This is a genomic window from Streptosporangium sp. NPDC049078, from assembly GCF_040648855.1.
Taxonomy (GTDB): Bacteria; Actinomycetota; Actinomycetes; order Streptosporangiales; family Streptosporangiaceae; genus Streptosporangium.
Genome location: NZ_JBEZEL010000004.1, coordinates 281,665 through 293,812, shown reverse-complemented (window position 1 = coordinate 293,812; position 12,148 = coordinate 281,665). Strand labels below are relative to the sequence as shown.

At 67.7% G+C, this 12,148-nt stretch carries 13 protein-coding genes; 7 read left to right on the top strand and 6 right to left on the bottom strand.

Annotation, left to right across the window (positions count from 1 at the left end):
* Positions 1 to 20 precede the first annotated feature (20 nt).
* The 4 genes from AB0B90_RS08395 to AB0B90_RS08380 all read left to right on the top strand — a co-directional run bounded on the left by AB0B90_RS08395 (position 21) and on the right by AB0B90_RS08380 (position 4,899).
* A complete protein-coding gene (locus AB0B90_RS08395) occupies positions 21 to 758 on the top strand; it encodes a sulfite exporter TauE/SafE family protein (RefSeq protein WP_350946352.1) in 738 nt (245 codons plus the stop codon).
* A 152-nt stretch (positions 759 to 910) separates the two neighbouring features.
* Positions 911 to 1,258: a bifunctional 3-phenylpropionate/cinnamic acid dioxygenase ferredoxin subunit gene (locus tag AB0B90_RS08390; RefSeq protein ID WP_350946351.1), complete on the top strand. Its 348-nt coding sequence runs from the start codon at positions 911 to 913 to the stop codon at positions 1,256 to 1,258.
* A gap of 136 nt (positions 1,259 to 1,394) precedes the next feature.
* Positions 1,395 to 2,546, top strand: a complete 1,152-nt coding sequence (locus tag AB0B90_RS08385) for an aromatic ring-hydroxylating dioxygenase subunit alpha (protein ID WP_350946350.1) — start codon at positions 1,395 to 1,397, stop codon at positions 2,544 to 2,546.
* 40 nt (positions 2,547 to 2,586) lie between these two features.
* A complete protein-coding gene (locus tag AB0B90_RS08380; RefSeq protein ID WP_362921631.1) occupies positions 2,587 to 4,899 on the top strand; it encodes an FdhF/YdeP family oxidoreductase in 2,313 nt (770 codons plus the stop codon).
* Positions 4,900 to 4,908: 9 nt separating this feature from the next.
* On the opposite strand, the gene AB0B90_RS08375 is transcribed toward AB0B90_RS08380, so the two are convergent.
* The 3 genes from AB0B90_RS08375 to AB0B90_RS08365 form a co-directional block, all read right to left on the bottom strand.
* Positions 4,909 to 5,127 (bottom strand): DUF397 domain-containing protein, encoded by a 219-nt coding sequence (locus AB0B90_RS08375; protein ID WP_362921629.1) that lies wholly within the window; start codon positions 5,125 to 5,127, stop codon positions 4,909 to 4,911.
* 73 nt (positions 5,128 to 5,200) lie between these two features.
* A complete protein-coding gene (locus AB0B90_RS08370; RefSeq protein ID WP_350946348.1) occupies positions 5,201 to 5,419 on the bottom strand; it encodes a DUF397 domain-containing protein in 219 nt (72 codons plus the stop codon).
* Positions 5,410 to 6,216 carry a helix-turn-helix transcriptional regulator gene (locus AB0B90_RS08365; protein WP_362921627.1) on the bottom strand — a complete coding sequence of 269 codons (807 nt, stop codon included), beginning with the start codon at positions 6,214 to 6,216 and terminating at the stop codon, positions 5,410 to 5,412. Before AB0B90_RS08365 ends, AB0B90_RS08370 begins: the two co-directional genes overlap by 10 nt.
* A gap of 106 nt (positions 6,217 to 6,322) precedes the next feature.
* Between AB0B90_RS08365 and AB0B90_RS08360 the strand changes: the two genes are divergently transcribed.
* The gene (locus tag AB0B90_RS08360; RefSeq protein ID WP_362921625.1) at positions 6,323 to 6,784 is read left to right on the top strand and encodes an ATP-binding protein; all 462 of its coding nucleotides are present in this window, start codon (positions 6,323 to 6,325) and stop codon (positions 6,782 to 6,784) included.
* Between the two features lie 75 nt (positions 6,785 to 6,859).
* Here AB0B90_RS08360 and AB0B90_RS08355 read toward each other — a convergent pair whose 3' ends face one another.
* Positions 6,860 to 7,474: a TetR/AcrR family transcriptional regulator gene (locus tag AB0B90_RS08355; protein WP_362921623.1), complete on the bottom strand. Its 615-nt coding sequence runs from the start codon at positions 7,472 to 7,474 to the stop codon at positions 6,860 to 6,862.
* Positions 7,475 to 7,536: 62 nt separating this feature from the next.
* Between AB0B90_RS08355 and AB0B90_RS08350 the strand changes: the two genes are divergently transcribed.
* Complete coding sequence (locus AB0B90_RS08350) at positions 7,537 to 8,577, top strand: hypothetical protein (RefSeq protein ID WP_362921621.1); 1,041 nt, start codon at positions 7,537 to 7,539, stop codon at positions 8,575 to 8,577.
* Between the two features lie 110 nt (positions 8,578 to 8,687).
* On the opposite strand, the gene AB0B90_RS08345 is transcribed toward AB0B90_RS08350, so the two are convergent.
* On the bottom strand, positions 8,688 to 9,488 hold the full coding sequence (locus AB0B90_RS08345; protein ID WP_350946343.1) for a hypothetical protein: 801 nt from the start codon (positions 9,486 to 9,488) through the stop codon (positions 8,688 to 8,690).
* A gap of 877 nt (positions 9,489 to 10,365) precedes the next feature.
* The gene (locus tag AB0B90_RS08340) at positions 10,366 to 10,515 is read right to left on the bottom strand and encodes a hypothetical protein (protein WP_362921619.1); all 150 of its coding nucleotides are present in this window, start codon (positions 10,513 to 10,515) and stop codon (positions 10,366 to 10,368) included.
* A gap of 42 nt (positions 10,516 to 10,557) precedes the next feature.
* On the opposite strand from AB0B90_RS08340, the gene AB0B90_RS08335 reads away from it, so the two are divergent.
* Complete coding sequence (locus AB0B90_RS08335; RefSeq protein WP_362921617.1) at positions 10,558 to 12,093, top strand: pectate lyase; 1,536 nt, start codon at positions 10,558 to 10,560, stop codon at positions 12,091 to 12,093.
* Positions 12,094 to 12,148 lie beyond the last annotated feature (55 nt).

Below are 12,148 nucleotides of genomic sequence, written 5' to 3'. Positions count from 1 at the left end.
TTGGCTGTGACCCCGTGGACATGGCCGAGATGCTGGGACTGTTGGGCGCCGGGACGCTGGCCGGGGTGGTCGGCACGGTGGTGAGCCTGGCGTCGATCGTCTCCTACCCGGCGCTGCTCGCGTTCGGCCTGCCGCCGCTGGCCGCGAACGTCACGAACACGGTGGCGCTCACCTTCCACGGCGTGGGTGCGGCGCTCGGTTCGAGACCCGAGCTCGCCGGGCAGGGCGGCAGGGTCCTGCGGCTCGGCGTGATGACCCTGATCGGCGGGGCGGTGGGGTCGGCGCTGCTGCTGATGACCCCTTCCGACACGTTCGAGGCGATCGCACCGTGGCTGATCGCGGTCGCCTCGCTGCTGCTGGTCCGCCCGCCCAGGGCGGAGGGAGGCTCCGGGGACGAGAACGGATGGACGGCGCGCGCCGCGCTCTTCGTCGTCGCGGTCTACATCGGCTACTTCGGTGCCGCGGGCGGGATCCTCATGTTCGCGGTGCTCTCGGCCGTGCTCGACCAGGCGCCGGTCAGGGTCAACGCGATCAAGTCCGTCGTGTCCTCGCTGGCGAACGCGGTGGCCACGATCGGCTTCGCCCTCTTCGGCCCGGTGCAGTGGTCGGCGGTGGCGCCGCTCGCGCTGGGATTCTTCCTGGGCGGCCTGCTCGGGCCGCCGCTCGCCCGCCGCCTGCCAGGCCGCGCGCTCCGGCTCGGCACCGCCACCTGCGGCCTGATCGTCGCGATCAAACTCGGCCTCGACGCCTACGCGTGAGCCCTTCGTGTGACGGTGATGTGACGTGCCGGTCACCAGGGTGAACCCGGCCGCCGAAGCCCTGGGACGACCCTTGACATCGGGATTCCCTGAGGTCACGCTGTTGCGTATAGCGCTGCCTGTTCCGCCTTACGAAACCGGGGTTTGTTGCGATGATCCCTGCCTGTCCCCTCGCGGCTCTTCCACCGGGTGAGGCCCACCGACTCGACGTCGACCCGCCGATCGCCGTCTTCCACACCGAGGACGGCGAGCTCTACGCCGTGGACGACACCTGCACCCACCAGGACGCCTCCCTGTCCGACGGGTGGCTGGAGGGCTGCGAGATCGAGTGCCCCCTGCACTCGTCGAGTTTCGACCTGCGGACGGGACGGCCGAACTCTCCTCCCGCCAAGCTGCCCCTGCGCACCCACCGGGTGGTGGTCGAGGACGACACCGTCTACGTCATCCCCTCCTCCGAGCCGCCGAACCTGCCGCCCGGCGTCCGCACGAGCACCGCGTAAAAGATCGCGCGAGAACGCGTAGGCCGGGGCGCCGCGTGAGAACGCGAGCACCGCGTAGGCGAGGGTGCCGCCCCGAGGGCCATGCAGAAAAAGCGAGCACCGTGAAGACGCGAGCACCGCGTGAAGAGGAGCGATCGTGACCGCGAGAAGCCTGCCCCCCAGCGTGATCGCCACCCTGCCGGGCGGCTACTACACCGACGAGAACATCTTCGCCGCAGAGCAGGCCCGCGTCTTCGAGACGATGTGGTTCTGCGTCGCCCGCGCGTCCGACCTCGGCAAACCCGGAGCCTTCAGGACCGTCCAGGTGGGCCGCGAGAGCGTCCTCGTCACCCGGGCCAGAGACGGCTCGATCCGGGCCTTCCTCAACGTGTGCCGCCACCGGGGCGCCCGGATACGCACCGAGGAGTCCGGCGAGGTCAAACGGTCCTTCCAGTGCCCGTACCACGCGTGGACCTACGACCTCGACGGCAAGCTGATCGCGGCGCCGAACCTCACCAGGATGCCCGACATCGACCGGGTGGAGTACGGACTGATCAACGTGCACGTGCGCGAGTGGATCGGGTACGTGTGGGTGTGCCTGGCCGACGAGCCGCCGTCGTTCGAGGCGGACGTGATCGCCGAGGCGACGCACCGGCTGGGCGACGAGAGGTCCATCGAGAACTACGACATCGCCAACCTCCGGGTGGGCCGCAGGATCGTCTACGACGTGAAGGCGAACTGGAAGCTCATCGTCGAGAACTTCATGGAGTGCTACCACTGCGCCACCATCCACCCCGAGCTCACCGAGGTGCTGCCGGAGTTCGCCGACGGGTACGCCGCGCAGTCCTTCGTCGGGCACGGGGCCGAGTTCGGCGAGGAGATCCGGGGGTTCACCGTCGACGGCTCCGAGGGCGTCGACCGCATCCCGGGGATCGGTGAGGACCAGGACCGCCGCTACTACGCGATCACCATCAAACCGCAGGTCTTCGTCAACCTCGTGCCCGACCACGTGATCCTGCACCGGATGTTCCCGCTGGCGGCCGACCGGACGATCGTGGAGTGCGACTGGCTCTTCGTGGGCGACGTCGTGGACTCGGGCAGGGACCTGGGCCCGTCCGTCGAGCTCTTCCACCGCGTCAACGTGCAGGACTTCGAGGCCTGCGAGAGGTGCCAGCCCGCGATGAACTCCCGGGCGTACGCTCAAGGCGGGGTCCTGGTGCCCAGCGAGCACCACATCGGGGCCTTCCACGACTGGGTGCTCGACAGGCTGGGGACCCGGCCCGGCCAAGGGCCGGGCGAGCGCCTATAGTGCGCTTTGACGGGATGACCGGCCGGAAGGAGGCGCGAGGATGGCCAAAAAGGCTCCGCGCGACGACGTCAACGAGGACGCCATCGAGGTCGGCCCGCCCAAGGAGTGGGCCGCCGGCATCCCAGGGGTGACCCGGTCACTGCGGGCCGCGAACGCCCAGATGGGCGTCGGCCGCACCCTGCGCACCCTCGCCGTGATCAACCAGAAGGACGGCTTCGACTGTCCCGGCTGCGCCTGGCCCGAGGGCGGGCACCGCAGCCCCGCGGAGTTCTGCGAGAACGGCGCCAAGGCGGTCGCCGAGGAGGCCACCGTCCGCAGGGTCACCCGCGACTTCTTCGCCCGCCACACCGTGGACGACCTGGCCAGGCACACCGACTACTGGCTCGGCCAGCAGGGACGGCTCACCGAGCCGATGCACCGCCCCCAGGGCTCCGACCACTACGTGCCGGTGACCTGGGACGACGCGTTCGCCATCATCGCCCGCGAGCTGCGTGCCCTCGACAGCCCCGACGAGGCGCTCTTCTACACCTCGGGCCGCACCTCGAACGAGGCCGCGTTCGCCTACCAGCTCCTGGTGCGCAGGTTCGGCACCAACAACCTGCCCGACTGCTCCAACATGTGCCACGAGTCCAGCGGCTCGGCGCTCAACGAGACCCTCGGCATCGGCAAGGGCACGGTCTCGCTGGAGGACCTGCACCGGGCCGACCTCGTCTTCGTGGTCGGCCAGAACCCCGGCACCAACCACCCGCGCATGCTGTCGGCGCTGGAGCGGGCCAAGCGCGGCGGCGCCAGGATCATCGCGGTCAACCCGCTGCCCGAGGCCGGGCTGCTCCGCTTCAAGAACCCGCAGCGGGCCTCCGGGCTGGTGGGCAAGGGCACCACGCTGGCCGACCGGTTCCTGCAGATCCGCCTCAACGGCGACCTCGCGCTCTTCCAGGCGATGTCGCTGCTCCTGCTCGAAGCCGAGGACGCCGCCCCCGGCACCGTGGTCGACCGCGACTTCGTCGAGGCCCACACCCACGGCTTCGACAAGTGGGCCGAGGACCTGCGCTCCCTGGACTGGGCCGAGGTCGAGGAGGCGACCGGGCTGGACCGCCCGGCCGTCGAGGACGCCGTACGGGAGGTGCTCGGCGCGAAGTCGGTCATCGTCTGCTGGGCGATGGGGCTCACCCAGCACAAGAACTCCGTCGCCACCATCAGGGAGGTCGTCAACTTCCTGCTGCTGCGCGGCAACGTGGGCCGCCCAGGAGCGGGCGTGTGCCCGGTCCGGGGCCATTCCAACGTCCAGGGCGACCGCACCATGGGCATCAACGAGAAACCCCCGGCGTGGTTCCTCGACGCCCTGCGCGACGAGTTCGGCTTCGAGCCGCCCCGCGAGCACGGCTTCGACACCGTGGAGGCGATCCGTGCCCTGCGCTCCGAGCAGGCGAAGGTCTTCGTCGCGATGGGCGGAAACTTCGTGGCCGCGACCCCCGACACCGCGGTGACCGAGGAGGCGATGCGCCGCGCCCGGCTCACCGTGCAGGTGTCGACCAAGCTCAACCGCTCCCACGCGGTGTGCGGGCGCGAGGCGCTCATCCTGCCCACCCTGGGACGCACCGAACGCGACGCCGCCCCCGACGGCGGCGCGGGCCGCTTCGTCACGGTCGAGGACTCCATGGGCCTCGTCCACGCCTCGCGGGGCAACCTGCCGCCCGCCTCCGGCGACCTGATCTCCGAGGTCGACATCGTCTGCCGCCTGGCGAAGGAACTGTTCGGCGCCGACCCGCAGGTGCCCTGGGAGCGGTTCGCGGCCGACTACGACGTGATCCGCCACCACATCTCCCGGGTGATCCCCGGATTCGAGGACTTCAACGCCCGCGCCCGCCTCCCGGACGGCTTCGCCCTGCCCAACGCGCCCCGCGACGAGCGCCGCTTCCCGACCGCGACGGGAAAGGCGAACTTCACCGTCAACCCCCTGGAGGTGCTGCGGGTCCCACCGGGGCGGCTGCTGCTGCAGACGGTCCGCAGCCACGACCAGTACAACACCACGATCTACGGCATGGACGACCGCTACCGGGGCATCCGCAACGGCCGCCGGGTCGTCTTCGTCCACGCCGACGACCTCGCCGAGCGGGGCCTGGCCGACGGCGACATGGTGGACCTGGTCAGCGAGTGGCCCGACGGCGAGCGCAGGGCCGAGGGCTTCCGCGCTGTCGCCTACCCCACCGCCCGAGGCTGCTGCGCCGCCTACTTCCCCGAGACCAACGTCCTGGTGCCCCTGGACTCGGTCGCGGAGACCTCCAACACCCCCACCTCCAAGAGCGTCGTCATCAGACTCCTCCGCCGCTCCCCGTCCCCGGACCGCTCCTGACGCGAGACCTCAGCCGATGGTGAGCCTGTCGGCTTTCAGGTGGTTGAGGAAGGTGGTCCATGTGGTGGGGGTGAGGAGGAGTTTGGGGCCGTTGGGGTCTTTGGAGTCGCGTACGGCGATCAGGTGGGGGTGGTTGGTGGTGTCCTTGAGCTTCGCGACCTCGACGCAGTTTCCGCCGTTGTCTCCTGAGAGGCTTGATTTGACCCACGTGGCGTTGCTCAGGTCCATTTTTCCGATACCGCTTTCTGGATGAGATCCCCAGAGCTGCCATCGCGAGGCGGACGCTGGCTGATGCATGGTCTCAGCCGATGGTGAGTTTGTCGGTTTTTATGTGGTTGAGGAAGGTGGTCCATGTGGTGGGGGTGAGGAGGAGTTTGGGGCCGTCGGGGTCTTTGGAGTCGCGCAGGGCGATCAGGTGGGGGTGGTTGGTGGTGTCTTCGAGCCTCGCGACCTCGACACAGTCGCCGCCGTTGTCTCCTGAGAGGCTTGATTTGACCCACGTGGCGTTGCTCAGGTCCATTTTTCCTCTACCGTCCTTTGTATGAGTTCGATGGACATGTTTAGTGGTAGCGCTTCGGTGCGGATGGCCTCGAAACGTTCCACGGCCGCTGCGATATCTTCGTGATCGCTTGTGGTGAGACCTCGAACGGCTGTCTCTGCATAGAGTACGTCGTCTCCTCCTTCCAGAGTCGCGATTACGAACCCGCCCATCAAGCCCGAATGCATGCCATGGGGGATAACCTGAACGCTCAGTCGTGGATTGATCACTGAAATCAGGTGTTCTAGCTGGCCTTTCATTGTCTTGGCGTCACCGATTGGTCGATGAAGAACTCCTTCATCGATTACACATCGATAGGTCGGAGGTTGTGGGTCCTCGCGGACAAGGATGGCTTGGCGGTGCATGCGAGCCTCTACCGCCGCCTCGTCTCCGCGCAGCACTACGCGGGCGTATGCCTCCGTCTGAAGCAGGCCGGGGATCACCAGAGGTTGATAGGTCCGGAGGGTGACCGCGACCTGTTCTTTTTCGTGCCACTTCCCGAACCAGGAGGGGAAGACCTGGCCCTTGCGCCAGTCGAGGAGGCGGGACAGGAGGCCGCCTGTTTCGAGGAGTTCGTCGCAGCGTTCGGCGAAATCCGGTCCGGACGGGATCTGGCCCGTCTCGATCCCGCTGATCAGGGACTCGCTGTAGTGGATCCGCTCGGCGAGCTGGCTCTGGGTGAGGCCCGCGGCCTTGCGGTGGTGGCGCAGCTCTCTGCCCCAGATCGCCTGAGGCGTATAGAGATTGGAGATGATGCCCTCCTTGTCGGAGTTCAACAAAAGGCCGACGAACTCCAGCTCGCCGCCTTGGTAACCGTTCGGCTACCAAGCGTAGCCACGTCTCGGCAGGCTGAACATACGAAATCCGAGACGGAGAGAGAAAATCATGGAAGAGGTCCTCAAGGCGAGTGCGGCGCTGACCGAATATCGCTACGCGATGAATCCCGGACTTTCTCCGCTGGGGGAGAAGTGGATACCGCGCGAACCGGCGAGTGTCGCGTCCGCCCGCCGGTTCGTGCGCGATGTCGCGACCGACTGGAAGGCGACCGGAGAAATCCCGGAAATCGCCGAACTCCTCGCCTCGGAACTCGTCACCAACGCGCTGGCGTACGGCTCGTCGGACGTTTCTCCCATGAGTCCTGTCCGTGTCACGGTCGGTAAGGAGAAGGAGTTGCTGACCGTGGACGTCTACGATGCCTGCATCGCGATCCCGCGCCTGAGGAGGGCCGACGACCTGGAGGTCTCGGGTCGTGGTCTCGCCATCGTCCAGGACCTCTCCCACAACTGGGGCTGGACCCTCAACCCGTACGGCAAGTCGGTCTGGTTTCAGTTGGCCGCCTGGCCGTAGGGCGGAAGCGAATCGGCCGGTTTCGTACGCGCCGTTCAACGGGCGGACGGAATTCCAGCCTGTCCGCGCCGTGGGCTACCGCGATGAACCGTCGGTCGCCGATCGGCCGGTCCCGGTGTCGATGCCGCCGACGATCAGGTCGGTGAGCGCGGCGACCGCGTCGGAGACGGTGGTCCGCCCTCGGTTCAGCTCCGCGGCGATCGCCTCGGCCGCGCCCAGCGCGCCGACGCAGCGCAGCCGAAGGGCCTCCGGTGTGAGGCCGGAGTACGGCAGCAACGCCGAGGCCATCAGGTCGGTGAAGCTGTCGAACATCTCGCGCTCGACCGCCTCCATCCGCGGGTTTCCCCTCAGTGCGGCGGAGACGGCGTTCCACTCCGGCATGTCGGTGGAGCACACGAAGTACGCGTCGCTCAGGACGCGCGCCGTCTCGCGAAGGGTGGGCTCGGCCTCCCGTAACGCCTGTTCCGACGCGGTCCTGTGGCGTTCGTCGAGCCGCTGGTAGAGCGCGAGCAGCAGGCCGGGGCGGGTGCCGAAGTGGTCGTAGACGATCGGCCTGCTCACTCCGGCGGCTTCGGCGAGGGTGAGCAGGGTGAGGCCGTCGGCGCCCTGGTCGCGCACGATCTTCAGGGCCGTGTCGAGCAGCTGCTCCCGCCTGGCCTGCTTGGACAGGCGGGTCGATACCGGGGCCATCGTCCTCCCTTGCGTTGCCGCCCAGCCTAGGCTACAAAGTGTAGGTTACAAAATGTAGGTTAATGGAGACGGGAGAGGAGAGCACGATGGAGCACGCGAAATCAGTACTGATCATGGGAGGATCCGGCCAGACGGGCGCGGGGATCGCGGCCATCCTGCGCCGGTGGTACCCGACGCTGCCGCTCACGATCGCGGGCCGCGACCTGGAGCGCGCGAGGCGTGTCGCCGACGACCTCGGCGACGCGACGGCGGTGACCGTCGATCTGCGACGCGACGACCTCGGCCTCCCCGCAGGCCATGAGCACTCGGCGGTCGTCGCGGCACTGTGGGACAGCCACCTGAACGGACTGCGCTACGCCCAGGACCGAGGGCTGCCGTACGTCAGCCTCTCCAGCGGACTGACGGACATCGCCCCCGAGGTCGTCGCGGGCGGGCAGCGGGCCGGCGCCGCGTCGGTCCTGCTGGCCAGCCACTGGTACGCCGGTCTCGTCGTCCTCGCGACACTGGACCTCGCCAGGGAGTTCGGCCGGATCGACACAATCAGGGTCGGTGCCGTACTGGACGAACCGGACATCGGCGGGCCCGCGGCGGCGGCGGACATGGAACGCCTGACGGCCGCCACCTCGGCGGGTCTCGTCCGCCGCGACGGCGTCTTCAGCTGGGTCGACGGCCCCGACGCGCGGGTGGAGGTCTCCGGCGCCGACGGCGCCGTCCTGCCCGGCCAGATCACGGCCACCCTCGATGTTCCGAGCCTCGCCCTCGCGACGGGAGCGCCGAACGTCCGCTTCGCGTTCGCAGCCGGTGTGTCCGCCGAGGACAGGCACCGAGGTGAGCCCGCCTCCAGCGTGGTCGGGATCGATCTCGAAGGAGAGGATCACCGGGGTGCACCGCTCAGGAGGAGACGCCACCTCCGCCACCCGGAAGGACAGCGCGACCTGACCGCGCTCGCCGTCGCCCTCGGTGTCGAACGACTGCTCGGCCTGCGCGGCGAAGCCGTGGCGCCGGGCCTGCACACCCCCGAGGCGTTGATCGACCCCGGCTACGCGGTCGAGCGGATGACGGAGATCGGCGCCACGTTCGCCGAAGTGCCGGGTGATCGGTGATCGGTGAACGGCTTCGGCGCGCCCTGCCTTGTCGGGGGCCGGGTAACGGGGGAGCCCTTCCGCCGGTGCAGGCGGAAGGGCTCCGTGTCAGGGATTGCGGGTCAGGGGGGTCAGCCCGGTGGGAGGTTGCCGTTCTTGGCGACGGGCAGGGCGATCTGGCTGGCGCCGCTGAGTACGGCCTTCTCGGCGGGGAGGCCGGCGAGGACGGGGTTGATGTGCCGCAGGGTCAACGAGACCGTGGGCAGGGCCGGGGCGGCGAGGTCGAACTTCTCCAGGTCGATCCATCGGACGATGTTGAGTACTTCGCCCGGGATGTTGTCGCCGGCTTTCTGCACCGGGACGCACAGCTGGCGGGCGTTGAGCACCTGCACGCCGTGTGTGGGGATGATCGGGGTCAGCACGGGGTTGAGCTGACGCAGGGCTAGTTGCTGGTTCAGCGAGACGTTGGGGGTGATGGCGTAGCACTTGAGGTCGATGTGGCGGACGAACGCCAGGATCTCCGCGGGTGGGACCGCGTCGTTCTTGATGACCGGCACGCACAGCTGCTGCGGGGTGGTCATGGAGATCTGGGTGCGTGGCAGGCCCTGGAGCAACGGGTTGAGGTGGCTGAGCACGAGACCCGTGTTCACGGTGACGCCGGAGATCTTGTAGCAGGCCAGGTCGATGAACCTGATGAAGTCGAGCGCGGGCGACGGCGGCGCCTGGTTGTTCTTGGCGACCGGGACGCACAACTGCTCACGCTGGCCGAGGGTGACGGTCTCGATGGGCAGGTTGCCGAGCACCGGGTTGAGGTGCCGCAGCGTGAGCGTGGTGGGGGGCGGCTGGTACGGGTCGGTCTTGAAGCATTCGAGATCGAGGAAGGCGGTCAGATCCTTCGGTGTCGGCAGCGAGACGGCGCTGGCGGACGGCACACAGAGGAATGCCACGGCGAGGGTCGCGACGACGGCGGATACGAGGCGCCGGAGCGTCGTTTTTCTGCGTCCGTGAATTCCGGTTACGGCTCGGTCCATTGAGGCTCCAAAAGCTGGGGGGTGGGCCTTCTCAATGCCGAGTGTGTGCCGCTGTGACCGGACTTTCAATATTAATGACACTTTTTATTGCACGTAAAATTCGGGCCGACGGGCCAAGAGTTTGTCGTCGACCATAAAAGCGTTGTGAGCTCGCCGATAATCGAGACGCGGCGACTTTTTTCGAATCTCTGTCAATCCAATGGCCGGGGTTCGCGAGAAACGCGCATGAGGTGGGTTGACCTGGGGATGGTATCGCGGTATAGCGGCCACCCTGCCAAGGGCTGACGCCTCGTCGGGAAGTCCCGTCTCTCGTCGTGATTCCGCCATCGAATCGCCGAAGCCGAAAGGGGGAGGGGGCGGCCCTTTCCGGGATGAAATCCTTCCCGGTGGAGACGTCCGGGCCGATGCCTGCCCGAACAAACCGAACGTCTCCGTTTCTTTCTTGAACGAAACCGGGATTTACGTCAGGCTCGAACTTCTGGAGTGTGCGTCGGGGCCTTTCCCGCTGCGCGGCCGGATGCGGCAGGGGATTCGTGTCTCGATTCCGGTCGTACAACCACCGCTCTGGATTCGTCGGGGAGTGCCGATCATTCGACCTCGGAAAGATAGAGGTCTTCGGCGTTCGAGGGGTGGGTCCGCGATCCCCGGCCGGCCCCCGGAACCTCATGGTCGTCCTCGGCCGCTGGGTGGAGGTGGCGCGTTACGTGGAGCTCACAGGTGCGTGTGCAGCTTTGTTGCAGGTTTCACCGTCGCCATTGACGCCTTTTGACGGCCGACGTTATCGTGCAAGCGATGGGAAAGCGCTTTCCGTATCGACCTGCACGGATTCGACCTGCACGGATTCGACCTGCACGGATTCGACCTGCACGGATTCGACCTGCACGGATTCGACCTGCATGGATTCGACCTGCACGGATTCGACCTGCATGGATTCGCGGGCCCCCTCCCCAGCGACGAAAGTGAGACGAAGATGAGACGAGCAGTCGCGTTGCGACTCCAGGCGGCGCTGGCCGCGGCGGCCACCGTGGCCGCGGTCGGTGTGGTTCTGCCGACGTTCCAGGCGTCGGCGGCGGTCGGCAGCGCCACCGGTTACGCGACCGCCAACGGCGGGACCACCGGCGGCGCGGGCGGGCAGACGGTGCGGGCCACCACGGGGACCGCGATCCACGCGGCCCTGTGCGGCCGGGCCAGCAGCAGTACCCCGATCACCATCCAGGTCGAGGGGACCATCAACCACGGCAACACCACCAAGGTGTCGGGCGGGAGCTGCAACACCGCCGCCGGTGTGATCGAGCTCAAGCAGATCAGCAACGTCACGATCATCGGGGTCGGCAACGGTGCCGTCTTCGACCAGCTGGGCATCCACATCCGCGAGGCCCGCAACATCATCATCCAGAACGTCACCATCCGGAACGTGAAGAAGTCGGGCTCGCCCACGTCCAACGGCGGTGACGCCATCGGCATGGAGAGCGGCGTCCGCAACGTCTGGGTCGATCACGTCACCCTGGAGGCCTCGGGCGGGGAGTCGGAGGGCTTCGACGGCCTCTTCGACATGAAGGACGACACCCAGTACGTCACCCTGTCCTACAGCACCCTGCGCAACTCCGGCCGCGGCGGGCTCATCGGCTCCAGCGAGAGCGACCGATCGAACGGCTTCATCACCTTCCACCACAACCTGTACGAGAACATCGACTCCCGCACGCCCCTGCTGCGTGGCGGCGTGGCCCACATCTACAACAACTCCTACGTGAACCTCCGGGAGTCCGGCATCAACTCCCGGGCCGGGGCCCGCGCGAAGGTGGAGAACAACTACTTCAGGAACTCCAAGGACGTCCTGGGCACCTTCTACACCAGCGAGGCCGGTTACTGGCAGGTCGCGGGCAACATCTTCGACAACGTGACCTGGTCAAGCCGCAGCGGCGACAACAACCCGGCGGGTCCCAACCCGCAGTCCAACACCACCGTCAGCGTCCTGTACTCCTACACCCTCGACGGGGCGAGCTGCGTGCCGAACATCGTCAGCCAGACGGCCGGTGCCAACAAGGGGATAAAGGTGTCGAACGGCAGCTGCTCACCGCAGACGCCGCCGCCGACCACCAGCCCCACTCCCACCCCCACACCGTCGACCCCTCCGTCCGGCGGGACCAACCTCAGCATCGGGGCCGATTCCGACGGCTCCAGCAAGGGCGGCGGGACCAGCTACGGCAACGTGCGCGACGGCAACCTGAGCACCTACTGGTCGCCGTCCGGGGCGACCGGTGACATCTCGATTAAGTGGAGTTCCGCCAAGACGATCTCCAGGATCATCATCCGTGAGGCGTCGGGCGCCACGGGCGCCATCGGGTCCTGGCAGGTACTCAACGCCGCCAACGGCGCCGTGCTGAAGTCCGGCAGCGGGGCGGGCACCATCACCTTCACCGCCACCTCGCTGAGCAAGATCACCTTCAGGATCACCGGGGCGACCGCCACGCCACAGGTCGCGGAGTTCGAGACCTACGCCTCTTGACGCGCTCCCCGGCCTGAAGGCCGGAGCGCCGGCCCGCATCGCTGGTGGCGGATGG

What these genes read in the sequence shown, in the direction of transcription:
- AB0B90_RS08380 (WP_362921631.1), top strand. Translation starts at nt 2,587, where the DNA reads ATGGCCAAAAAGGCTCCGCGCGACGACGTCAACGAGGACGCCATCGAG.
- AB0B90_RS08340 (WP_362921619.1), bottom strand. Translation starts at nt 10,515, where the DNA reads ATGCAGGTCGAATCCGTGCAGGTCGAATCCATGCAGGTCGAATCCGTG.
- AB0B90_RS08375 (WP_362921629.1), bottom strand. Translation starts at nt 5,127, where the DNA reads ATGGACCTGAGCAACGCCACGTGGGTCAAATCAAGCCTCTCAGGAGAC.
- AB0B90_RS08390 (WP_350946351.1), top strand. Translation starts at nt 911, where the DNA reads ATGATCCCTGCCTGTCCCCTCGCGGCTCTTCCACCGGGTGAGGCCCAC.
- AB0B90_RS08395 (WP_350946352.1), top strand. Translation starts at nt 21, where the DNA reads ATGGCCGAGATGCTGGGACTGTTGGGCGCCGGGACGCTGGCCGGGGTG.
- AB0B90_RS08350 (WP_362921621.1), top strand. Translation starts at nt 7,537, where the DNA reads ATGGAGACGGGAGAGGAGAGCACGATGGAGCACGCGAAATCAGTACTG.
- AB0B90_RS08360 (WP_362921625.1), top strand. Translation starts at nt 6,323, where the DNA reads ATGGAAGAGGTCCTCAAGGCGAGTGCGGCGCTGACCGAATATCGCTAC.
- AB0B90_RS08355 (WP_362921623.1), bottom strand. Translation starts at nt 7,474, where the DNA reads ATGGCCCCGGTATCGACCCGCCTGTCCAAGCAGGCCAGGCGGGAGCAG.
- AB0B90_RS08370 (WP_350946348.1), bottom strand. Translation starts at nt 5,419, where the DNA reads ATGGACCTGAGCAACGCCACGTGGGTCAAATCAAGCCTCTCAGGAGAC.
- AB0B90_RS08335 (WP_362921617.1), top strand. Translation starts at nt 10,558, where the DNA reads ATGAGACGAGCAGTCGCGTTGCGACTCCAGGCGGCGCTGGCCGCGGCG.